This window comes from Microbacterium algihabitans (assembly GCF_032464975.1).
Taxonomy (GTDB): Bacteria; Actinomycetota; Actinomycetes; order Actinomycetales; family Microbacteriaceae; genus Microbacterium; species Microbacterium algihabitans.
The window spans coordinates 56,703-77,119 of sequence record NZ_JAWDIU010000005.1 but is presented as its reverse complement, the minus strand read 5'-3'; the positions used below and the strand labels follow the sequence as shown (position 1 = coordinate 77,119).

General features: G+C 69.7%; 21 protein-coding genes and 1 pseudogene. 13 read left to right on the top strand and 9 right to left on the bottom strand.

Annotated elements, in window-relative coordinates:
* Positions 1-96: 96 nt before the first annotated feature.
* Positions 97-606: a GNAT family N-acetyltransferase gene (locus RWH43_RS13545; RefSeq protein ID WP_316001738.1), complete on the top strand. Its 510-nt coding sequence runs from the start codon at positions 97-99 to the stop codon at positions 604-606.
* Between the two features lie 69 nt (positions 607-675).
* On the opposite strand, the gene RWH43_RS13540 is transcribed toward RWH43_RS13545, so the two are convergent.
* Complete coding sequence (locus tag RWH43_RS13540) at positions 676-1,554, bottom strand: alpha/beta fold hydrolase (RefSeq protein ID WP_316001737.1); 879 nt, start codon at positions 1,552-1,554, stop codon at positions 676-678.
* Between the two features lie 325 nt (positions 1,555-1,879).
* On the opposite strand from RWH43_RS13540, the gene RWH43_RS13535 reads away from it, so the two are divergent.
* The 3 genes and pseudogenes from RWH43_RS13535 (at position 1,880) to RWH43_RS13525 (ending at position 5,029) form a co-directional block, all read left to right on the top strand.
* On the top strand, positions 1,880-2,614 hold the full coding sequence (locus tag RWH43_RS13535) for an exonuclease domain-containing protein (RefSeq protein WP_316001736.1): 735 nt from the start codon (positions 1,880-1,882) through the stop codon (positions 2,612-2,614).
* Between the two features lie 1,136 nt (positions 2,615-3,750).
* Positions 3,751-4,221 (top strand): annotated as a pseudogene (locus RWH43_RS13530) (DUF222 domain-containing protein); the annotation flags it as partial.
* Positions 4,222-4,570: 349 nt separating this feature from the next.
* Positions 4,571-5,029, top strand: coding sequence for an HNH endonuclease signature motif containing protein (locus RWH43_RS13525; RefSeq protein ID WP_316001735.1), 459 nt, complete (start codon positions 4,571-4,573; stop codon positions 5,027-5,029).
* Positions 5,030-5,151: 122 nt separating this feature from the next.
* On the opposite strand, the gene RWH43_RS13520 is transcribed toward RWH43_RS13525, so the two are convergent.
* Together RWH43_RS13520 and RWH43_RS13515 are read right to left on the bottom strand one after the other, a co-directional pair.
* On the bottom strand, positions 5,152-5,433 hold the full coding sequence (locus tag RWH43_RS13520; RefSeq protein WP_316001734.1) for a GNAT family N-acetyltransferase: 282 nt from the start codon (positions 5,431-5,433) through the stop codon (positions 5,152-5,154).
* Entirely contained in the window at positions 5,427-5,738 is a 312-nt protein-coding gene (locus tag RWH43_RS13515; protein WP_316001733.1) for a hypothetical protein, read from the bottom strand. Before RWH43_RS13515 ends, RWH43_RS13520 begins: the two co-directional genes overlap by 7 nt.
* Before the next feature lie 310 nt (positions 5,739-6,048).
* Between RWH43_RS13515 and RWH43_RS13510 the strand changes: the two genes are divergently transcribed.
* Positions 6,049-6,855: a carbon-nitrogen hydrolase family protein gene (locus tag RWH43_RS13510; protein WP_316001732.1), complete on the top strand. Its 807-nt coding sequence runs from the start codon at positions 6,049-6,051 to the stop codon at positions 6,853-6,855.
* Between the two features lie 255 nt (positions 6,856-7,110).
* On the opposite strand, the gene RWH43_RS13505 is transcribed toward RWH43_RS13510, so the two are convergent.
* The 3 genes from RWH43_RS13505 to glgA all read right to left on the bottom strand — a co-directional run bounded on the left by RWH43_RS13505 (position 7,111) and on the right by glgA (position 9,933).
* Positions 7,111-7,362, bottom strand: a complete 252-nt coding sequence (locus RWH43_RS13505) for a type B 50S ribosomal protein L31 (RefSeq protein ID WP_055837630.1) — start codon at positions 7,360-7,362, stop codon at positions 7,111-7,113.
* Between the two features lie 454 nt (positions 7,363-7,816).
* The gene (locus RWH43_RS13500; protein ID WP_251507425.1) at positions 7,817-8,599 is read right to left on the bottom strand and encodes an ABC transporter ATP-binding protein; all 783 of its coding nucleotides are present in this window, start codon (positions 8,597-8,599) and stop codon (positions 7,817-7,819) included.
* Positions 8,600-8,742: 143 nt separating this feature from the next.
* Positions 8,743-9,933 (bottom strand): glycogen synthase, encoded by a 1,191-nt coding sequence (glgA, locus tag RWH43_RS13495; protein WP_316001731.1) that lies wholly within the window; start codon positions 9,931-9,933, stop codon positions 8,743-8,745.
* A 76-nt stretch (positions 9,934-10,009) separates the two neighbouring features.
* Here glgA and glgC point away from each other — a divergent pair, with 76 nt between their 5' ends.
* Positions 10,010-11,254 carry a glucose-1-phosphate adenylyltransferase gene (gene glgC / locus RWH43_RS13490; protein WP_144833261.1) on the top strand — a complete coding sequence of 415 codons (1,245 nt, stop codon included), beginning with the start codon at positions 10,010-10,012 and terminating at the stop codon, positions 11,252-11,254.
* A 387-nt stretch (positions 11,255-11,641) separates the two neighbouring features.
* Here glgC and RWH43_RS13485 read toward each other — a convergent pair whose 3' ends face one another.
* Positions 11,642-12,115 carry an S-ribosylhomocysteine lyase gene (locus RWH43_RS13485; protein WP_316001730.1) on the bottom strand — a complete coding sequence of 158 codons (474 nt, stop codon included), beginning with the start codon at positions 12,113-12,115 and terminating at the stop codon, positions 11,642-11,644.
* Positions 12,116-12,270: 155 nt separating this feature from the next.
* Here RWH43_RS13485 and serB point away from each other — a divergent pair, with 155 nt between their 5' ends.
* Both serB and RWH43_RS13475 read left to right on the top strand, forming a co-directional pair.
* Positions 12,271-12,912, top strand: coding sequence for a phosphoserine phosphatase SerB (gene serB, locus RWH43_RS13480; RefSeq protein ID WP_260979741.1), 642 nt, complete (start codon positions 12,271-12,273; stop codon positions 12,910-12,912).
* Positions 12,913-13,058: 146 nt separating this feature from the next.
* Positions 13,059-13,736, top strand: coding sequence for an alpha/beta fold hydrolase (locus RWH43_RS13475; RefSeq protein WP_144833255.1), 678 nt, complete (start codon positions 13,059-13,061; stop codon positions 13,734-13,736).
* Between the two features lie 264 nt (positions 13,737-14,000).
* Here RWH43_RS13475 and fabG read toward each other — a convergent pair whose 3' ends face one another.
* Positions 14,001-14,711: a 3-oxoacyl-ACP reductase FabG gene (gene fabG / locus RWH43_RS13470; protein ID WP_230704566.1), complete on the bottom strand. Its 711-nt coding sequence runs from the start codon at positions 14,709-14,711 to the stop codon at positions 14,001-14,003.
* Between the two features lie 206 nt (positions 14,712-14,917).
* Between fabG and RWH43_RS13465 the strand changes: the two genes are divergently transcribed.
* From RWH43_RS13465 to RWH43_RS13450, 4 genes are all read left to right on the top strand, one after another.
* Positions 14,918-15,691: a DUF4190 domain-containing protein gene (locus RWH43_RS13465; protein WP_262346228.1), complete on the top strand. Its 774-nt coding sequence runs from the start codon at positions 14,918-14,920 to the stop codon at positions 15,689-15,691.
* A gap of 211 nt (positions 15,692-15,902) precedes the next feature.
* On the top strand, positions 15,903-16,184 hold the full coding sequence (locus tag RWH43_RS13460; protein WP_230704564.1) for a DUF3099 domain-containing protein: 282 nt from the start codon (positions 15,903-15,905) through the stop codon (positions 16,182-16,184).
* A complete protein-coding gene (locus tag RWH43_RS13455) occupies positions 16,181-16,405 on the top strand; it encodes a hypothetical protein (RefSeq protein WP_230704563.1) in 225 nt (74 codons plus the stop codon). Before RWH43_RS13460 ends, RWH43_RS13455 begins: the two co-directional genes overlap by 4 nt.
* Positions 16,406-16,561: 156 nt before the next feature.
* Entirely contained in the window at positions 16,562-17,467 is a 906-nt protein-coding gene (locus tag RWH43_RS13450; protein WP_316001729.1) for an SURF1 family cytochrome oxidase biogenesis protein, read from the top strand.
* A 54-nt stretch (positions 17,468-17,521) separates the two neighbouring features.
* Here RWH43_RS13450 and RWH43_RS13445 read toward each other — a convergent pair whose 3' ends face one another.
* Positions 17,522-19,120 (bottom strand): ABC-F family ATP-binding cassette domain-containing protein, encoded by a 1,599-nt coding sequence (locus tag RWH43_RS13445; RefSeq protein WP_144833760.1) that lies wholly within the window; start codon positions 19,118-19,120, stop codon positions 17,522-17,524.
* A gap of 269 nt (positions 19,121-19,389) precedes the next feature.
* Here RWH43_RS13445 and RWH43_RS13440 point away from each other — a divergent pair, with 269 nt between their 5' ends.
* Complete coding sequence (locus RWH43_RS13440; RefSeq protein ID WP_316001728.1) at positions 19,390-20,412, top strand: iron-siderophore ABC transporter substrate-binding protein; 1,023 nt, start codon at positions 19,390-19,392, stop codon at positions 20,410-20,412.
* Positions 20,413-20,417: the final 5 nt, after the last annotated feature.

The following is a 20,417-nucleotide window of genomic DNA, read 5'->3' as shown; positions in this document are numbered from 1 at the left end:
GGGCGGATGCCGAGAACCCGCCCGACCTTCCCTCGGGCGCTCCGTCTCGACGCCGTCGGCGCTCGGCCGTCTCGCGCTCTCGTCTACGGTCGAGGCATGAGCAGCACCGCGACGGTCCGCCCAGCCACCCTCGACGACGCGGACGCGATCGCCGCCGTTCATGTCGAGACGTGGTGTGAGACCTACACGGGTCTCATGCCCGATGAGATGTTCGACGACACCGCCCTCGAGCGGCGGCGTGGGGCGTGGGCGTTCATGCTCGGCGCCGACGCGCCCCCGCTGACCATCGTGGTCGCCGAACGCGACGCGCGGATCGTCGGGTTCGCCCTCGCCGGGGCGTCGAAGGGCGCCGACGCGACGAAGGGATTCGAGCCGACGCGCGATCTCACCCTCTTCGCGATCTACCTGCTGGCTTCAGAGCACGGCACCGGTGTCGGTCACGCCCTGCTCACGGGGGCCATCGCCGACCGTCCCGCTCAGTTGTGGGTCGCGAGCGCGAATCAGCGCGCGCGGGCGTTCTACGAACGGCATGGCTTCCGCGAAGACGGGGTGTCGTTAGAGGATGCCCACATCGGCGGCATCGTCGAACTGCGCATGGTGCGGTAGCGAGCCCGCTCGAGCCGAGCCCGATGTCTCCAGCCTGGCTCGGCACCTTCGCTCAGCACGAGCCCCCACTCACTCCGCGTCCACGAACCCCCGGATCGCCGCCGCCGCAGCCTGAGGCGTCTCGTAATGGATGAGGTGTCCGACGTCGGGGATCTCGACGAGCTCGGCCCGCGGGAACAGCGTCGCGAGGTGACGTTCCGCTTCGATCGGCGTGATGTCGTCTTTCTGCGCGGCGATGAGCAGCGTGGGTTGAGCGATGCGCGGCGCGAACTCGCGCACGTCGTGCGACACGCTCGTCACGAAGGCCTCGTGCAGCACATCGCGGTCGGCGAACCGCGAGAAGTATTCGTCGTGCTGCTCGTGAACGAACCGCCGCAGTTGCGGGTCGCGTGTCTTCGCCATGGCGTTGCTCATGACGCGGACGATGAGTCCGTTGCGCAGAAGCCCCTCGCCGATCGCGCGAGGAAGCTTCGCCCCGGCCAGGTAATAGAACACGGCGAGGCGGGTCAGAATCCCTCGCGGCCCCTCGAGCGCGGGTGCACCGATCGGGTTGACGAGGATCAGTCTGGGCGTCGACAGCCCTCCGGCGACAGCGGCCGACGACACGATCGAGCCGAACGAGTGGCCGAGGATCACGGCATCCGGAGCGACGTCTTCGACGAAAGCGCGCAGCCACGCGGCGTAGGTGTCGAGGTCGTGCGGGTGTCCGACGAGAGGGGCCGTCTCGCCGAACCCGGGAAGATCGGGCGAGATGACCCGGATGCCGGGAAGGTGCGCCACGACGGGATCGAGCCCGTGGTGCTCGCCGCGGAAGCCGTGCACCGCGACGATCGTGGTCGCTGCGGAATCGTCGCCGTAGACCCAGTACGCGGTCGTGCCACCGAGCACGTGCGCCTCGCGTCGCGTCACGGGGATCGCGGCGAGCAGTTCGGCGTACGGATTCGGCATGGGTCGAGTCTAGGAGGGGGTTCCGACATCGACCTGGGCGCTGCGACGGAGCCCCTCCGCGCCCCGCGCGAACGCGTCCGACCCGCGCCCCCACGTTCGGGCATCCGGGCGCCGCGACGGAGCCCCTCCGCTCCCCGCGCGAACGCGTCCGACCCGCGCCCCCACGTTCGGGCATCCGGGCGCCGCGACGGAGCCCCTCCGCTCCCCGCGCGAGCGCGAATCCGGCCCCCGGCCGAGCCGCGGCATCCGCCCCGGTCCTCCCCCGTCGACCCCGGTGCCTGCGCGCCTGGCCGCCCATGTCGGAACCCCGCTCTACCGTGGGCGCATGACCACGTGGCAGGCCGAGCCGCTTCCTTTGTTTCAGACGCCCGAGTGGGCGCGCCTCATCGGCGTGTTCGATCTCGAGACCACCGGGATCGACGTCGAGAACGACCGCATCGTCACCGCGCACGTCGGCGTTCTCGACGTCGACGGACACGTCGTCGACGCCCGCGACTGGCTGGCCGATCCGGGTGTGGAGATCCCGGCCGGGGCGGCCGCGATCCACGGCATCAGCACGGAACGCGCCCGGGCCGAGGGCGCTCCGGCGCCCCGCGTGGTCGGCGAGGTCGTCGAAGCGCTGTCGGCGCTGTTCGCGGCGGGGATCCCGGTCGTGGCCTACAACGCGCCGTTCGACTTCTCGCTGTTGAAGAACGAGGCGATCCGGCACGGCGTCGAGGCCATCGCCGCTCCGTCGCCGGTGATCGATCCGCTCGTCGTCGACAAGACGTACGACCGGTATCGGCGCGGAAAGCGCACGCTGTCGGTCGTCGCCGAGCACTATTCCGTGCCGCTCGAGTCGGCGCACGAGGCCTGTGCCGATGCCGTCGCGGCGGGTCGGCTCGCCCTCGCGCTGGCCGAGAAGTTCGGCCCCTGGATGCCGTCCACCCTCGACGAACTCCACACCCACCAGATCGGGTGGGCCCGGGCGCAGGCGGCGAGCCTCACCGAGTACTTCATCAAGATCGGGCGACTGGATGCCACGGCTCCCCCGGTCGACGGAGCGTGGCCGATCCGCTGAGTGGTGCTAGCGAGGTTTTCTGCGTCGCGAGCGGTTGCCTGATCCGCTGAGCGGGACCAGTTGCGACCTCGCCACGGCTTCCCCGCTCGATGACGCGTCAGTGTTCCCGTGAGCGGTCAGGACCGTGATCTCGGCCGGTGCCCCCGGTCGACGGCGTCTCGCAGAGCCGCCACCCCGGTTCGGCTCCCCGGTCGACAGCGCCGGGCAGCCCCACTGCGTGATCTCGACTCGGCTCCCCGGTCGACAGCGCCGGGCAGCCCCACAACGCGATCTCGACTCGACTCCCCGGTCGACAGCGCCGCGCAGCCCCACTGCGCGATCTCGACTCGACTCCCCGGTCGACAGCGTGGGGCCGGCCCGCCCCTCGATCTCCCCTGCCGGTCCGATCCTGCCGAGCGGTCCTGCCACCGATTCAGCCTGGCCCTCAGGGCCGGTGCGAACTGCAGTCCCCGTCCCCGATCCCGCCCGTGGCCTGGACTTCTCCCGACCACGAACCCAATGTCGGAGGTCCCCGATACCGTTCTCCCATGACCAGCACCGCCCCTTCCGAAGACCGGCCGCGACCGGTGTTCCGCGAGACCGACGGCGCGCCCTGGCCCAGCGACGACGAGCTCGAGATCGAGGCCCGATGGGCGGCGATACGCGAGTCCGCAGACGTCGACTGGTGGCCGTACGATCAGCCCACGCACCAGTCCGACGCACTCAGCGCAGTGCCCGAGGTCGAGTGGCGGGCGGATGCCGACGACGACGCCCCCTGCGCCGTGAACGGCGTGGTCATTCCGCTCCTCGTCGGCGACTCGCCCGCGTCCGAGTGGGCGGATATCGCGGGAGCACCGTCGGAAGTCCCCCGCGAAACGTCCAGCGAGACCGCCCCGCAGAACGCCGTCGATCCGTTCGACGAGTTCCTGTCGGCGGATGCCGATGACGGCGACGTCGACGCCCCTCTCCATCGGCTGAAAGCCGTCGCGCGGGTGCGCCAACGGGCGACCGCGGAGGAGTACCGACTCATCGCGTCCATCCTGCAGGCGGCTGCCGAAGACCCCACTCCGTGGGCGGGACCCGATCCGACCCGTGACCCCTCATGGAGCGACGCACGTCGGCGCACCATCCGCGCCGTCCGCCGCGATCGCGCGGACATGGCCGAACGCGCCGCCGTCGCCGAAATCGCCGTGCGTCTCCGCCTGTCCGAGCAGACCGTCCGCACGCGCGCGGCGCACGCCCGCACCCTCGACGAGCGCACCCCTGCGGTCTGGCAAGAGTTCAGCGAGGGGCGCATCTCGGAGCGCCACGCGGTCGAGGTCGCTCGACTGGCGTCGTCCCTGCCCGACGAGCCCGAGCCGTTGCAACGATTCGATGAGCAGGTGTGCGAGCGAGCCGTGGTGCTCACACCCGCGAAGTTCGCCGTCGCGGCGCGCGTCATCCGCGAGCGCGTCCACGCGGAGTCCCTCGAAGAGCGTCATCGTCGCGCGGCGGCAGATCGCGGCGTCTGGATGTCCGCCGAGCTCGACGGCATGGCCTCGCTGAGCGCCCTCCTCCCTGCCGATCGGGCTCGTGCCGTGATGTCGCGCCTCGACGGAGTGGCTCGCTCTCTCCGCGCCCTCCCGGACGAAGATCGGACTGTCGCGCAGCTGCGTGCTGATGCTCTGGCCGATCTCGTCGCGACGGTGCCCTCCGGCGCCCCCGAGCCGGCACGAGTGGAAGCCGCCACCTCGGACTCACCGCCGGCAGGGGCATCGATGTCGACTCAGCCCGCGGTCGCTCCGCCGCAGGTCGCTCCGCCGCCGATCGATTCACCTACGATCGATGCACCCTCGTTCGATTCCCCCCCCGGTCGCTCCGCCGCACGTCGCTGTGCCCCCGGTCACTCCGCCGCACGTCGCTGCGCCCCCGGCCGCTTCTCCCCAAGCCGCTTCGCCACCCGCCTCGGCCGCACCGCGTTCCACGCCCTCCGCAACGGTGATCGTCACCGTCCCCGCCCTGACGCTGCTCGGCGCATCCGCCGAACCCGCCACGCTGGAGGGCTACGGCCCCATCGATCTCGACACGGCCCGTCGCCTCGCCGGCAATGCGACCTCGTGGATCCGTCTGCTCACCGACCCCGTGACCGGCGCGCCCCTCGCTCTCGACCGCAAGACCTATCGAGTTCCGCTCGCGCTTCGTCGTTGGCTCGGCGTGACGCATCCGACGTGCGTCTTCCCCGGATGCAATCGGGCCGCCCGCGAATGCGACATCGATCACCGCACGGCGTGGGTCGAAGGCGGAACGACCGACGAAGACAACCTCGACCCGAAGTGCCGCCATCACCATCGACTCCGACACGAAACGCTGTGGGAGCCGTCCGCCTCGCCCGACGGTGACCTGACATGGCGTTCGCCGCGGGGCGAGACCTTCGACGCGGATCCGCCGCCGTTCTAGAACTCGCGCGCGCATCCGGGGAAAGCTCATGCCCGCGGTCGTGTCCCCTGCGTCCGAGCCCGCCCGGTCAAGTCCACAGGAGCGAGCCCACACTGTGGAGCACACGAACCCGCCAGCTCGACTCACTCCGCCTGCAGCGCCCGCCTCCACGCCACTTCCCGCTCCAGCTGCCCCGTACGACGGAACATCCGCACCTGATGCGTATTCGCGAGAACGCCCGCAAGCTCGTCCCGATCCGCGGGCACGAACCCGAGGCTCTGCCAGAACCCTCCCGACCGACGGCTGAAGAGCCAGGCCGTATGCGCACCCTCGGCGGCTGCTCGCTCGAGAGCGAAGACGGCCAAGGCGCGACCGTGGCCCAGCGATCGTCGCTCGGGCGCGACCGCGACGCTCCGGATCAACACATGCCGCCCGTCAGCGCTGACTTCCCATCCCGTGCTGCCGATGATCCGACCGGCGCCAGCCCGAGCGGCGTCAGCCGTATCGGCGCCAGCCCGAGCGGCGTCAGCCGTATCGGCGCCAGCCCGAGCGGCGTCAGCCGTATCGGCGCCAGCCCGAGCGGCGTCAGCCGTATCGGCGCCAGCCCGAGGAACATCAGCCCGACCAGCGCGAACCTCATCGGCACCAACACCAAGAGCACCACCCCGACCAGCGCCACGCCCTTCGGCACCACCATCACCGGCCTCAACCCGACCAGCACCGACGCCACAGGCACCGTCCCCACCGGCCCTCTTCCCACCGACGCCCTCGCGCTCCACCCACAGGCGCACCGTCGGCGCGTCGAGGCCGGCCACGGTCAGATCCGCCTCGCGCAGAAAGACCTCGATCTCCGCGATCTCCTCCGCCGTCCGGCACCGCTGCAACTTCATCGCTCCAGCAAACCAGCCCGGCGCAGACACCGACCACCCGCCCCACCACCCCCCTCCAGCCACACGCCCAGCCCCACACTTCCGACCACACCCGCCCACCCCACACTCCCGACCACGCGCGCCTGCCCCACGCCCTGCCACACTGATCCGGTGACCTTCCGCATCGCCACCGTGCAGGCCGAAGCCCGACCCGGAGCCCTGCTCCACAACGTCTCGCGAGCGGCGCACCTCATCGCCGCGGCGGCGGAGGCGGATGCCGATGTCGTGGTGTTCCCGGAAGCGTTCCTCACCGGCTACGCCGACGAGGTCTTCGCGGCGCCCCTTCCCGACCTCCACGACCTGCAGTGGCAGGATCCTCTCCGACGCATCGTCGACGAGACCGGCGTCATCGCCATCGTGAACACCGCCCTGCAGTCGAGCGGCAGACGGACCCTCACCGACGTGGTGTTCACTCCCGGACGTCCACCGTTCGCCGCCTACGCCAAACAGCACCTCCACGCCCCCGAGCGCGAGATCTTCGACGCCGGCGAGCGGGGCTTCTCGTTCGAGGTGCAGGGCGTCCGCGTGGCGTTGTCGGTCTGTTACGACGCGAATTTTCCCGAGCATGCGGCCGCCGCCGCGGCATCCGGTGCTCTCGTGTACGTGAACAGCGGCGCGTACTTCCCCGGGGGCGAGCGGCGACGCGACCTGCACTACGCCTCGCGAGCCCTCGACAACGGCATGTACGTCGTCTTCAGCGGACTCGTGGGCGCGCCCAGCGACTTCATCGGCGGTTCGGCCGTGTTCGATCCGCTCGGTCGCCGCATCGCGCACGTCGAAGGTCGTGAGGGGGTCGCGGTCGCCGCCATCGACCTTGCCGTCGTCGCCGAGGCGCGCGCCGAGCAGCGCATGTGGCGCGACCGCCGCGACGACCTCGGAGGACACGAGAAGGCGGGAAAGCTCACGTCGAGGGTCTGAGGGCAGGCACGCATTCGCGTGGACACACACGCGACGACGGGGCAGCGGGCGCAGTTCGTCGTGACCGGCGCTCGTCGCCAGAACGACCCTGAAGGATGCGAGACCGCGCGACACCGCGCCGTCCGCTGCACTCCGCAGCCGAGCCCGCCGCCCGACGCACCCCACGCACCGACGCACCCCACGCAACCAATTCGGAAAAGCGAAAGCCCCCCATCCCGAAGGACGAGGGGCTTTCGCTGCGAGAACCGCTGCGGATCAACGACCGCCGAAGTTCTTGAAGCGCTGGTTGAACTTCTCGACGCGACCGGCGGAGTCCATGATGCGCTGCTTACCCGTGTAGAAGGGGTGCGAAGCGGACGAGATCTCCACGTCGATGACGGGGTACTCCACGCCGTCGAGCTCGATCGTCTTGTCGCTCGAGACGGTCGAACGGGTGAGGAAGGTGTCGCCCGAACCGAGGTCGCGGAAGACGACGGCCTTGTACGTGGGGTGAATGTCAGTCTGCATGGGAGGTCCTTTGAGAAGTGGTGTCCTGGATTCTGCCAGGACGTCAAAGTCTGCGGCGCCGAAGGCACCAACGTCAGAGTCTATCAGGCCCGAGCAGTGCCCTGACACGAGGGCGCCGGTTCAGCCGACACCCGGATCCGAACTCTCAGACCGCCCGCGCCGCGTAGCGCCCGGCCTCGCGCGTCAGCGAGATCTCGAGCCCGACCGACAGACGGAGTCGAGCGCGAGAAACACCCGGATCCGAACTCTCAGACCGCCCGCGCCGCGTAGCGCCCGGCCTCGCGCGACAGCGAGATCTCGAGCCCGACCGACAGACGGAGTCGAGCGCGAGAAACACCCGGATCCGAACTCTCAGACCGCCCGCGCCGCGTAGCGCCCGGCCTCGCGCGTCAGCGAGATCTCGAGCCCGACCGACAGACGGAGTCGAGCGCGAGAAACACCCGGATCCGAACTCTCAGACCGCCCGCGCCGCGTAGCGCCCGGCCTCGCGCGACAGCGAGATCTCGAGCCCGAACGTCTTCGTGAGGTTCTCGGCCGTGAGGGCCTCCTCGAGAGGACCGGACGCCACGACCTCGCCGTCGCGCAGCAGCAGCACGTGCGTGAAACCGACCGGGATCTCCTCCACGTGGTGCGTGACCATCACCATGGCGGGCGTGGTCGGCGCCTGCGCGTAGCCCGACAGCAGGGTGAGCAGCTCTTCGCGCGCACCCAGGTCGAGGCTCGCGGTGGGCTCGTCGAGCAGCAGCAGCTCGGGGTCGGTCATGACCGCTCGAGCGATCTGCACGCGCTTCTGCTCGCCGTCGCTGAGGGTGCCGAAGGTGCGGTCGGCGAGGTGGTCGAGCTTCCACTCGGCGAGCACGCGCAGTGCACGACGCTCGTCGATGTCGTCGTAGTCTTCGCGCCAGCGACCCACGACCGAGAACGCGGCCGTGAGCACGACGTCGAGCACGGTCTCTTCCGGCGGCACGCGACGCGCCATCGCCGACGAGGCGAAACCGATGCGCGGACGCAACTCGAACACGTCGGTGCGACCGAGACGCTCCCCGAGGATCGTCACCGAACCCGACGTGGGGTGCAGCAGGGTGTCGGCGAGCTGGAGCACCGTCGTCTTGCCCGCGCCGTTCGGCCCGAGCACGACCCAACGCTGGTCGTCCGACACCTCCCAATCGAGGTGGGACACGATGTCCCGCGCGTTCCGGCGGACGACGACGTCGGAGAACTCGAGCACCTGGGGCATGGCTCTAGCCTACTGTCCGAGACAGGGGCTCCCGGATGCCACGCGGCCCCTGTGGAGAGTGCCGGAGCGCCCCCGCGCCCGTCGCGCGCGGCGATTTCCGAGACGTCCCCGGTCGTCGTGCCGCACATCGCGACCGCGGCCGCCTACTTCCCCGCGACCTCCGCGTAGAGCGCCGCGGTGGTCTCCGCGATGGCCGCCCAGCTGAAGTCCTCGACGGCTCGCGTGCGACCGGCTTCTCCGTAGGCCCGGGCGGTATCGGCATCCGTCACGACCTCCGTCAGCACGCGGGCGAGATCGTCGACGAACCGCTCGGGATCGACGGGCGTTCCGGTCCCGTCCTGCACCTGCTCGATCGGCACGAGACGCCCGGTCACGCCGTCGACGACGACCTCGGGGATGCCTCCGGTCGCCGTCCCGACGACCGCTGCGCCACACGCCATGGCCTCGAGGTTCACGATGCCCAGCGGCTCGTACACCGAGGGACAGACGAACGTCGTCGCCGAGGTGAGGATCGCGCTGAGCTCGTTGCGCGGCAGCAGCTTCTCGATCCACACGACCCCGTCGCGGGTGGCCTGGAGCCCCCGGACCAGCTCCTGCACCTCGGCCATGATCTGCGGGGTGTCGGGGGCGCCGGCGCACAGGATGAGCTGCACCTCGGGCGGCAGCTGCTCCGCCGCGCGCAGCAGGTAGGGCAAGCCCTTCTGGCGGGTGATGCGACCGACGAAGACGACCGAGGGGCGCGACGGATCGATCCCCTGCGACGCCAGGAACGCGTCATCCGACACCGGATGCCACGATTCGGTGTCGATGCCGTTGTAGATGACCCGCACCTTGGCGGGATCGAGCGAGGGGTAGCTGCGCAGGATGTCGTCGCGCATGCCGGAGCTCACCGCGACGACCGCGGCGGCACCCTCGTAGGCGGTCTTCTCGATGTAGCTCGAGACGGCGTAGCCGCCCCCGAGCTGCTCGGCCTTCCAGGGGCGCAGCGGTTCGAGGCTGTGCGCGGTCACGACGTGCGGGATGCCGTGGAGCAGGGATGCCAGGTGCCCGGCGAAGTTCGCGTACCAGGTGTGCGAGTGCACGACGTCGGCGCCGGCGATGTCGGACACGATCTCGAGATCGGTGCCGAGCGTCTGGATCGCGCCGTTGGCGGAGGCGAGCTCTGCGGGCACACCGTATGAGGTCACGTCGGCTTCGTCACGGTCGGCGCCGAACGCGCGGACCTGCACCTCGGTGCCCTCGGCGCGCAGCGCCTTGACGAGCTCGGTGGCGTGGACTCCGGCTCCGCCGTAGATCTCCGGCGGGTACTCCTTGGTCACGATGTCGACGCGCATGACACGAACCGTAGTACAGCGAAAGGCGCGCCGCAGACGTGTTTCCGCAGCCGCATCCGCCCCTTAGTGTGGTGCCATGCCTGCAGCGCCGAAGGTCTTCGGAATCATCCTCGCCGGCGGCGAGGGAAAGCGACTCATGCCCCTCACGGCCGATCGCGCCAAACCCGCCGTTCCGTTCGGCGGCCAGTACCGCCTGATCGACTTCGCCATCTCGAATCTCATCAACTCGGGGCTGCGGCAGTTGGTCGTGCTCACGCAGTACAAGTCGCACAGCCTCGACCGTCATATCTCTCAGACGTGGCGCATGTCGCCGATGCTCGGCTCGTACGTCGCCTCGGTCCCCGCGCAGCAGCGACTGGGCAAGCGCTGGTTCTCGGGCTCGGCCGACGCGATCCTGCAGTCGATGAACCTCATCCGCGATGAGAAGCCCGACATCGTCGTCGTCATCGGTGCCGACCACGTGTACCGCATGGACTTCAAGCAGATGCTCGACGCCCACATCGCCTCGGACGCGAAGGCCACCGTCGCCGGCATCCGTCAGCCGATCTCGCTCGCGAACCAGTTCGGCGTCATCGACACCGACCCCAGCGACCCGACGAAGATCCGCGCGTTCCTCGAGAAGCCGCAGAGCCCGGCAGGCCTCGCCGACTCGCCGCACGAGGTGCTCGCTTCGATGGGCAACTACATTTTCGACGCCGACGCCCTCGTCGACGCCGTCACGCACGACGGCGAGCTGCCGACCTCGGCCCACGACATGGGCGGCGACATCGTCCCCTACTTCGTCGACCGCGGCGAGGCGGCCGTCTACGACTTCCAGCGCAACGACGTGCCCGGGTCCACGCCCCGCGACCGGTCGTACTGGCGCGACGTCGGCACGATCGAGTCGTTCTACGACGCGCACATGGATCTGATCTCGACCCTGCCGATCTTCAACCTGTACAACAACGACTGGCCGATCTTCTCGCAGACCTTCAACGCCCCTCCGGCGAAGTTCGTGCGCGACTCGGTCGGGCGCATCGGCAACGCGATCGACTCGATCGTGTCGCTGGGCTCGGTGCTGTCGGGAACCCACCTCGAGCGCAGCGTCGTCGGCCCGTGGGCCCTCGCGGGCGGCGGATCGACGATCACCGACTCGGTGCTGTTCGACAGCGTCCAGGTGGGTGCGGGAGCGCGGATCCACCGCGCGATCCTCGACAAGAACGTGGTGCTCGAGCCCGGGGCGACCATCGGCGTCGATCGCGAGCGCGACCTGGCCCGCGGTTTCACCGTCACCGAGACGGGCATCACCGTCGTCGGCAAGGACGTGCACGTCCACGCCTAGTCGTGAAACGCGGTTCCGGATGCCGAGAAGCTCCGGATGCGAAGAGGGGGCGGTGACCGCGAAGGTCGCCGCCCCCTCGCGTTCGTAGCGGTAGGAGGTGAGGAGCTTGCCGCTCCGCGTCAGAAGCCCACGCGCTTGAATGCGTCGCGCGAGACTCGGCCTGCCGGGTACCCGTTCAGCTCAGCGTCGGACGCCCACTCGCTCGAACGCGTCGCGCGAGACTCGGCCTGCCCGCTACCCGTTCAGCTCAGCGTCAGACGCCCACGCGCTCGAACGCGTCGCGCGAGACTCGGCCTGCCAGGTACCCGTTCCGCTCAGCGTCAGACGCCCACTCGCTCGAACGCGTCGCGCGAGACTCGGCCTGCCCGCTACCCGTTCAGCTCCGCGTCAGACGCCCACGCGCTCGAATGCGTCGCGCGAGATGCCCTTCTCGAGCACGACCTTCGACCATTCCCTGGCCGTGTGCAGGCTGTGATCGCGGTAGTTGCCGCAGCTGAACGCGTCGGTTCCGGGCACGTCGTCCCACTGCACGTCGTCGACGATGGCGCGCAGCGAATCGCTGATCGCATCGACCAGGGCGGCCACGTCGGGCTCGCCCCACATGATGACGTGGAAACCGGTGCGGCATCCGAACGGCGAGATGTCGATGAGGCCGTCGATGCGGTCGCGTACGAGGCTCGCGAGCAGGTGCTCGATCGTGTGGAGTCCGGCCGTCGGGATCTCCTGCTCGTTGGGCTGCACGAGACGCAGATCGAAGTTGGAGATGACGTCACCGCGCGGCCCCGACTCGGTGCCGATCAGGCGGACGTACGGCGCCAGAACGGCGGTGTGGTCGAGGGTGAAGCTTTCGACATCGGCCATGAGGGGTCCCTTCTCAGGAGTCGGCGGTGCGAAAAGCCTACGCGGGGGCTCCGACATCGCCCCCGCGCATGACGCCGTGCGACGAGAGCGCAGTTGCGCAGATGCGACCGGTCGTGGACCTCGCGACCCCCGACTCACCCGCTAGGGTCGAGCGCGTGCCTGCGCCCGCTCGTTTCCTCGTCGTGCTCGATGCCGACTCCACCCTGATCCGCAACGAGGTCATCGAACTCCTCGCCGACGAAGCCGGCCGCGGTGCCGAGGTCGCTGCGGCGACCGAGGCGGCCATGCGCGGCGAGGTCGACTTCGCCACGAGCCTGCGCTCACGCGTCGAAGCCCTCGCGGGCGTCTCGACCGAGGCCTTCGCTCGCGCGATCGCACGCATCGAGCCGACTCCCGGCGTGCGCGAGCTCATCGCCGCGGTGCACGAACGCGGAGGGATCGTCGGAGTCGTCTCCGGAGGCTTCCACGAAGTGCTCGACACCATCGCGCCCGACCTGGGGGTCGACGTCTGGCGCGCGAACCGGCTCGTCGCCGACGACGGCCGCCTCACCGGCGAGGTCGACGGAGAGATCGTGGATGCCACGGCCAAGGCCGGCACGCTCCGCCGCTGGGCCGACGAGAACGGCGTCCCCCTGCGGTCGACGTTCGCGATCGGCGACGGCGCGAACGACCTCGAGATGATGAAGACGGCCGGCCTCGGTCTGGCGTTCAACGCGAAGCCCGCCGTACGCGAGCGGGCCGATCTGGTCGTGGGCGACGTGGATCTGGTGCAGGTCATCGCCCTCCTCCCCCGCTGACGCAGGGATCCCGCGCGAATCCCAGAGCGGGCGGATGCCGTGGGGCTCTCGGGTCGCGCGGACGGCAGGAGCGGTCGAACCGACGCCTGATCTGCTCTTTATCAGATGCACTCGCCGATGTCGGAACCCCGTCCTACGCTCGCAATATGGACGTCATCCTCGTACCCGGACTCTGGCTCACCGCGTCGTCGTGGGACGACATCGTTCCCGCTCTCGAGGCGGCAGGGCATCGCCCGCACGCCCTGAGCATGCCCGGCCCCGCCGTCGGCGACCTCGTGATCGACGACTGGGTCGACGCCGTCGTCACCGAGATCGACCGTCTGGACCAGCGCGTCGTGCTCGTCGGACACTCGGGCGGGGGCAACGTCGTCTGGGGCGCGGCCGACCGACGCCCGGACCGTGTCGCGCGGGTCGTCCTCGTCGACACGATCGTGCCCCACCCCGGCGCGATGATCTCGGAGTTCCCCGTCGAAGACGGCGTGGTGCACTTCCCCGGGTGGGAGTTCTTCGACGCCGACGACACCGCCGACATCGACGAAGAGACGCGCACCCGCACGGCGACGCAGGTCGTCGACGTACCGGGTCGCGTGCCGACCTCGCCCATCACTCTCGGCGACGAACGACGCTTCGAAGTCCCTGTGACGGTGCTCTCAGGTCAGCTCGACGCCGAGTCACTGCCCCGCGTGCTCGCCGACTGGGGTGACTACGCCGATGAGTTCGGCAAGATCCGCGACGTCGAGGTCGTGCGACTCGGGTCGGGCCATTGGCCACAGTTCTCGCAACCCGAGAAGTTCGCCGAGAAGCTGGTCGCCGCCGTGCGCTGAGAGGCACAGCGGCTCGAGAAGCCGATCGAACGAGCGTCCTTCCAGCCGCGCCGGGTTTGGTGGCCCGCGCCGTCGCTGTAGGGCGCCGGGGTTGGTGACCCACGCTCTGGGGCGCCGGGTCAATGACCGACAATCTGGGGCGTCGGGGTTGGTGACCGACGCTCTGGGGCGCCGGGGTTATTGACCGAGGCTCTGGGGCGCCGGGGTTGATGACCGACGCTCTGGGGCGCCGGGTTCAGTGACCGACGCTCGCGGGCGTCGGGGTCAGTGCCCCATGCCGAGGCCACCGTCGACCGGGATGACCGCGCCCGAGATGTAGGCGGCGTTATCTCCGGCGAGCCAGGTGACGACGCCCGCGACCTCATCAGGCGAAGCGAAACGACCGGCGGGGATGTTCTTCTTGTACTCCGCCTGCGTGTCGGCGGGGAGCTCAGCCGTCATGTCGGTCTCGATGAACCCGGGAGCCACGACGTTGGCCGTGATGCCGCGACCGCCCAGCTCGCGCGTGAGCGAACGGGCGAAACCGACGAGGGCGCTCTTGGACGCCGCGTAGTTGATCTGTCCGGCCGAACCGTAGAGGCCCACCACGCTCGAGATGAGGATGACGCGACCCCACCGCGCTTTGAGCATGCCCTTCGAGGCGCGCTTGACGACGCGGAACGCGCCGCCGAGGTTGGTGTTGACCACGCTGTCGAAGTCGTCCTCGCTCATGCGCAGCAGCAGGGTGTCCTTGGTCACTCCGGCGTTGGCGACGACGACGGCGATCGGTCCGAGCTCAGCCTCGACCTGCGAGAACGCCGCGTCGACAGCAGCGGCATCGGTCACGTCGGCGCGCACGGTCAGTGTTCCCTCGGGGCCTTCGCCCGAACGGGCGGTGACGGCGACCTTCCAGCCCTCCGCGACGAAGCGCTCGGCGATGGCCCGACCGATCCCCCGGTTTCCTCCGGTGACGACGACGACGCGGTCCTGAGACATGGTGAGACTCCTGCGCTTGCGGGTGACGGAACCGGCCCAGCCTACCGACGACCGGGCCGGGACACCGCGAGCACACCGAAGCAACGACAGCCCGCCCGACATCTCGCCGCCCAGCCGTTCCCGACTCAGCCGTTCCAGACTCAGTCGTTTGACACGGGTGGAGACGCGCTGGAACGCTGGTGAAGACCGCAATGAAAGGGACTCCCGTGAGCGACGACCGCACGACCGATCCGAACCAGCCCGGATACACTGACGGCGCCTCGCCCTCGAACGACGCCCCCTCCGCGTCGCCCTACGCCCCGCAGAGCGACACCGACTCCACGAGCGCCACCGCGAGCGGAACCGGCGACGCCGCGGCATCCGGGACCACGGCCTCCGAAAACACGGGCTCCGGACACGCGGCATCCGGAAACACCACTCCCGACGCGCCCGCCTACGGGGCTCCCCCGGCTCCGCCGTACGGGGCCCCCGATGCCCCGTCGGCACCTCCCGCGCCGCCCTACGGCTCGGCCTACGACGCTCCCGCGCCCGACGCCGCGGCATCCGCCTACGGCTCCGCCCCCGCAGCTCCGGCCTCCGACCAGCAGGGCTACGGCCAGACGGCGTACGGCCAGCAGGCCTACGGGCAGCCCGCCTACGGACAGGCATACGGACAGCAGGCGTACGGACAGCAGGCCTACGGACAGCAGTACGGCTACACCGCCCCGCCGAAGACCAACCTGCTCGCGATCCTGTCGCTGATCGCCTCGCTCGTCGGTTTCATCATGTTCCTGCCCGTGATCGGACAGATCGCCGGCGTGATCATGGGCCACATCTCGCTCAAGCAGATCAAGACCACCGGAGAGCGCGGCCACGGCATGGCCCTCGCCGGTCTGCTGATCGGCTACATCAGCCTCGGCCTGATCGTCCTGTTCGTCATCGGCATCTCGATCCTGATCGCCTCGACCGCGAACTCGACCAGCTCGGGCTACGGCGTCTGACGCCCCCGTCGCGCACGACGAGCCGCCGGACGCAAGGCGTTCGGCGGCTTGTTATGACGTCGAACAACCGGCACCGCAACCCCGCCCCATGACATTCCTGCGGGCGTACCCTGAGACCACTGTGAAGACATCGCATCGAGCCCAATCCGCGACGTCGCTTCCCCAGGCTCCCCGGGATGACGCCGACACCCGTTTCGCCAAGTACATGGTGATGATGGGTATCCGTATCGCGTGCTTCATCGCCATGGCGGTCATCACCCCGTACGGCTGGTACACCTTCGTCTTCGCCGCCGGGGCGATCTTCCTCCCCTACCTCGCCGTGATCGTCGCCAACGTCGGCCAGGACGCCTCCAACCGGACCGTCATCAACCCCGAGCGCGCGATCGAAGCCCCGGTGACGCCCACGGCGACCGTGGCCCCCGCCGAGGGTCCGATGGTCATCCGCATCGCCGAGACCCCGCGTCAGGATCCCCCGCGCGACGACCGCCCGTGACGGCGTCGACGTCAGCGGGAAGCGCGCGCGTCGAATGCTCCCGAGCCGGATGCCGCGACGACGCCGTCTGGGCTGTGCACTGGCGCAACCCGCGCATCCACTCCGCCGACCGCCGCAAGACCTGGGTCGCGTGCGATGCACACGTGTCGTACCTGCGCGAGTTCCTGAGCGCCCGCGACTTCCCCGTGCGGGTGGAGGCCCTGTCGAACGAACCGGCGTGAGCGCCGCGCCGACCGACGTACCCTGGAAGACGTGACCGGAGCATTCGACGACGCAGCGCGACACGGTGCCGGGTCGTCGATCGTGAGCCGGTCGTCGAGCTTCCGCGGCATCCGGATCGTCCGTGACGACGCCGCCGTTCACCGAGGACACCGCTCATGAGCCGCCGCGAGACCCCCGCCGCCGCCCGGTGGGCGATGTACGTCGGCGTGGCCATCCTCTTCGCGATCGCCTGCGGATTCCTCTCGAACTGGCAGTTCTCCCGCAACGCCGAGCGCAGCGAGCAGCTCGAGCTCGTCGCGAACAACTACGACGCCCCGCCCGTCGCCCTCGGGGATCTGCTCGCCCCCGGGGCGCAGCTGACGCCCTCCGACGAGTGGCGCCCCGTGCGCATGCAGGGCGAGTACCTCACCGACGAACAGCTGCTCGTGCGCAACCGCGCGCACGGCGGCTCGGCCGCGTTCGAGCAGCTCGTACCGTTCCGCCTCGACGACGGACGCACCTTCCTCGTGGATCGCGGATGGCTGCCGCCGGGCAACCAGCAGTCCGTCCCCGATGTCATCCCCGATCCGCCGTCGGGTCAGGTGACCGTCGAGGTGCGCCTCCGCCCCGAAGAGGCCGCGCCCACCTCCGGTCGCAGCGCCGATCCGGGTCAGGTGCCGACGATCAACCTGGGCCTCGTCGCCGAGCAGACCGGCCCCCTCGAACCGGGCGCGTATGGACTGCTCATGTCGGAGACGCCCGCGCCGCAGACCGCGCCGAACACGGTGGATCCGCCCAGCAACGACCCCGGCCCGTACCTGTCGTACGCGGTGCAGTGGATCCTCTTCGCCGTCATGGGCTTCGGCTTCATCACCTATGTGATGGTCAACGAACGCAAGCTGCGCCGCGAAGAAGCGGAAGACGCGGACGAAGAGGGTGACGAGCTCATCGAGGCGACCCCCGAGCCCGAGAGCGTCACGACCGAGAAGCGCCGCGTCGACCCCGTCGCCCTCCACCGCGCACGAAAGCGCCCGAAGGATCGCGACGCCGACGACGAAGACGCGCTGCTCGACCAGCGCTGAACGAGAGCCCGCCCCCGCGGCATCCGGAACGAACGCGCGAAGCGCCGCGGGCTGTTACGCCAGAGTGATCAGATCCGCGTAATCGCGGCCCCAGATGTCTTCGACACCGTCGGGCAGGATCAGCACGCGCTCGGGGTTGAGCGCCTCGACCGCACCCTCGTCGTGCGAGACGAGCACGACGGCACCCTCGTAGTGCGACAGGGCGCCGAGGATCTCTTCGCGCGAGGCGGGGTCGAGGTTGTTCGTGGGCTCGTCGAGCAGCAGCATGTTCGCCGACGACACCACGAGCGTCGCGAGAGACAGACGCGTCTTCTCGCCACCCGAGAGCACACCGGCGGGCTTGAGCACGTCGTCGCCGACGAACAGGAACGAGCCGAGCACCTTGCGGGCCTCGGTCGCGGTGATGTGCGGCGCCGACGACATCATGTTCTCGAGCACCGAGCGATCGACGTCGAGGTTCTCGTGCTCCTGCGCGTAGTACCCGATCTTCAGGCCGTGACCGGGCTCGAGCTGTCCGGTGTCGGGCTGGTCGACGCCGGCGAGGATGCGCAGCAGCGTCGTCTTTCCGGCACCGTTGAGGCCGAGGATGACCACGCGCGACCCGCGGTCGATCGCGAGGTCGACGTCGGTGAAGATCTCGAGCGAGCCGTACGACTTCGACAGACCGGATGCCATCAGCGGAGTCTTGCCGCACGGTGCGGGCTTCGGGAAACGGAGCTTGGCGACGCGCTCGTCCTGACGCACGTCATCGAGGCCCGACAGCATCTTCTCGGCGCGGGCGACCATCTGGTGGGCGGCCGCGGCCTTCGAAGCCTTCGCACCGAAGCGCGCGGCCTGCAGCTGCAGCGCCGTGGCCTTCTTCTCGACGTTGACGCGCTCCTTCTTGCGGCGCTCCTCGTCGGCCACCCGCTGGCGCAGGTAGTTCTTCCAATTCATGTTGTAGACGTCGATGACCTGGCGGTTCGCGTCGAGGTAGAACACGCGGTTGACGGTCTCGCCCACGAGCTCGACGTCGTGCGAGATCACGATGAGCCCGCCCTTGTAGCCCTTGAGGAACTCGCGCAGCCAGACGACGCTGTCGGCGTCGAGGTGGTTGGTCGGCTCGTCGAGGATCATCGTCTGCGCGTCGGAGAAGAGGATGCGCGCGAGCTCGATACGGCGACGCTGACCACCCGAGAGGGTCTTCAGCGGCTGGTCGAGGATGCGGTCGGGAAGCGACAGGTTGTGCGCGATCGACGCCGCTTCCGCCTCGGCCGCGTATCCGCCGGCCGACTCGAACTCCTCGGTGAGGCGGCCGTACTTCTTCATCGCCTTCGCCGCGACGGCGGGGTCGTCGTCGCCCATCGCCATCGACGCCTCGTGCATGCCGAGGGCGAGCGAGCCCAGCCCGCGGGCGTCGAGGATGCGCGTGCGTGCGAGCATCTCGGGATCGCCCGAGCGGGGATCCTGGGGCAGATAGCCGAGCTCACCGGAGCGGTCGACGCCCCCGTTGGAGGGCAGCAGGTCGCCGGCGAGCACCTTGGTGAGGGTGGTCTTTCCGGCGCCGTTGCGTCCGACGAGGCCGATCTTGTCGCCGTCGGAGACGCGGAACGCCACGTCTGACATGAGCACACGGGCACCCACGCGGATCTCGAGGTCGTGCACGGCGAGCACAGCGAACGTCCGTTCTTCGGGGATGGGGAAGCAGGCCGACATGGCCAGCCACCCAGTATAAGACGCGCCCCTGCATGCCCGCCGACAGCCGAATCCCCCGAGCCCGCTCCCGCCCACGGGAGGTGGGCGCGAGGGTCGACGAACATCCCGGATGCCGTTGTCTCGGCGTCGAGATGAAGGCCCGGGTCCGGCGGCGTCCGGGTTTGCATTCTCACCCGACCCCTGACCTAAACTAAGCCTATCCTTACCTAACACGCAGGAGGCTCTTCGTGTCCCGATTCCGCGCACTGGCGGCACTCGCCGTCGGTTCCGCCCTCGTCCTCACCGGCTGCGCCGGCACCTCGGCCGCCCCCGGAGACGAGGCGGCGCAAGGCTCCGACGACGTCTTCCCCGTCACCGTCGACAGCGCTCTTGGCCAAGCGGTCATCGAGAAAAAGCCCGAGCGCGTGGCCACCGTCGCGTGGTCGAACCAGGAGGTCCCCCTCGCTCTCGGCATCGTGCCGGTCGGCATGGCGAAGGCCACGTGGGGCGACGACGACGGAGACGGCATCCTCCCCTGGGTCGGAGACAAGCTGACCGAGCTCGGCGGTGAGACCCCCGTGCTCTTCGACGAGACCGACGGCATCGACTTCGAGGCCGTGGCCGACACGCAGCCCGACGTCATCCTCGCCGCCTACTCGGGACTCACGCAGGAGGACTACGACACGCTGTCGAAGATCGCGCCCGTCGTCGCCTACCCCGACGCCGCGTGGGGCACCACCCTCGACCAGATGATCCAGCTCAACTCCAAGGCCCTCGGTCTCGAGAGCGAGGGTGAGGCCCTCATCGAGCAGATCAAGACCGAGTCGCAGGCGGCCTTCGACGCCCACCCCGCTCTCGCCGAGGTCGCGCCCCTGTTCGCGTTCACCGACCCCACCGACCTCAGCACCATCACCTACTACACCTCGCACGACCCCCGCGCGGGGTACCTGCACGAGTTCGGCATGCCCGAGCCCGAGCAGGTGACCAAGACCTCGAGCGAGATCGACGCGTTCTACAGCGACATCTCCTCGGAGCAGGCCGACGTCTTCAACGATGTGGGGCTGTGGATCACCTACGGCAACACCGACGGCTCGACCCTCGCGCAGCTCCAGGCCGACCCGCTCCTGTCGAAGATCCCCGCCGTGGCCGCCGGCCACGTCGCGGTGCTCGAAGACGGCACGCCTCTCGCGGCCTCGGCGAACCCCTCTCCCCTCTCGGTGAGCTGGGGCCTGTCGAAGTACCTCGACGTGCTGACCGCCGCCCTCGGCTGATCCCC

Bases quoted from the DNA above. Each gene is read 5' to 3' on its own strand.
- RWH43_RS13545 (WP_316001738.1), top strand. From the start codon at position 97: ATGAGCAGCACCGCGACGGTCCGCCCAGCCACCCTCGACGACGCGGAC.
- RWH43_RS13540 (WP_316001737.1), bottom strand. From the start codon at position 1,554: ATGCCGAATCCGTACGCCGAACTGCTCGCCGCGATCCCCGTGACGCGA.
- RWH43_RS13535 (WP_316001736.1), top strand. From the start codon at position 1,880: ATGACCACGTGGCAGGCCGAGCCGCTTCCTTTGTTTCAGACGCCCGAG.
- RWH43_RS13505 (WP_055837630.1), bottom strand. From the start codon at position 7,362: ATGCAGACTGACATTCACCCCACGTACAAGGCCGTCGTCTTCCGCGAC.
- RWH43_RS13500 (WP_251507425.1), bottom strand. From the start codon at position 8,599: ATGCCCCAGGTGCTCGAGTTCTCCGACGTCGTCGTCCGCCGGAACGCG.
- glgA (WP_316001731.1), bottom strand. From the start codon at position 9,933: ATGCGCGTCGACATCGTGACCAAGGAGTACCCGCCGGAGATCTACGGC.
- glgC (WP_144833261.1), top strand. From the start codon at position 10,010: ATGCCTGCAGCGCCGAAGGTCTTCGGAATCATCCTCGCCGGCGGCGAG.
- RWH43_RS13485 (WP_316001730.1), bottom strand. From the start codon at position 12,115: ATGGCCGATGTCGAAAGCTTCACCCTCGACCACACCGCCGTTCTGGCG.
- RWH43_RS13475 (WP_144833255.1), top strand. From the start codon at position 13,059: ATGGACGTCATCCTCGTACCCGGACTCTGGCTCACCGCGTCGTCGTGG.
- fabG (WP_230704566.1), bottom strand. From the start codon at position 14,711: ATGTCTCAGGACCGCGTCGTCGTCGTCACCGGAGGAAACCGGGGGATC.
- RWH43_RS13460 (WP_230704564.1), top strand. From the start codon at position 15,903: ATGATGGGTATCCGTATCGCGTGCTTCATCGCCATGGCGGTCATCACC.
- RWH43_RS13450 (WP_316001729.1), top strand. From the start codon at position 16,562: ATGAGCCGCCGCGAGACCCCCGCCGCCGCCCGGTGGGCGATGTACGTC.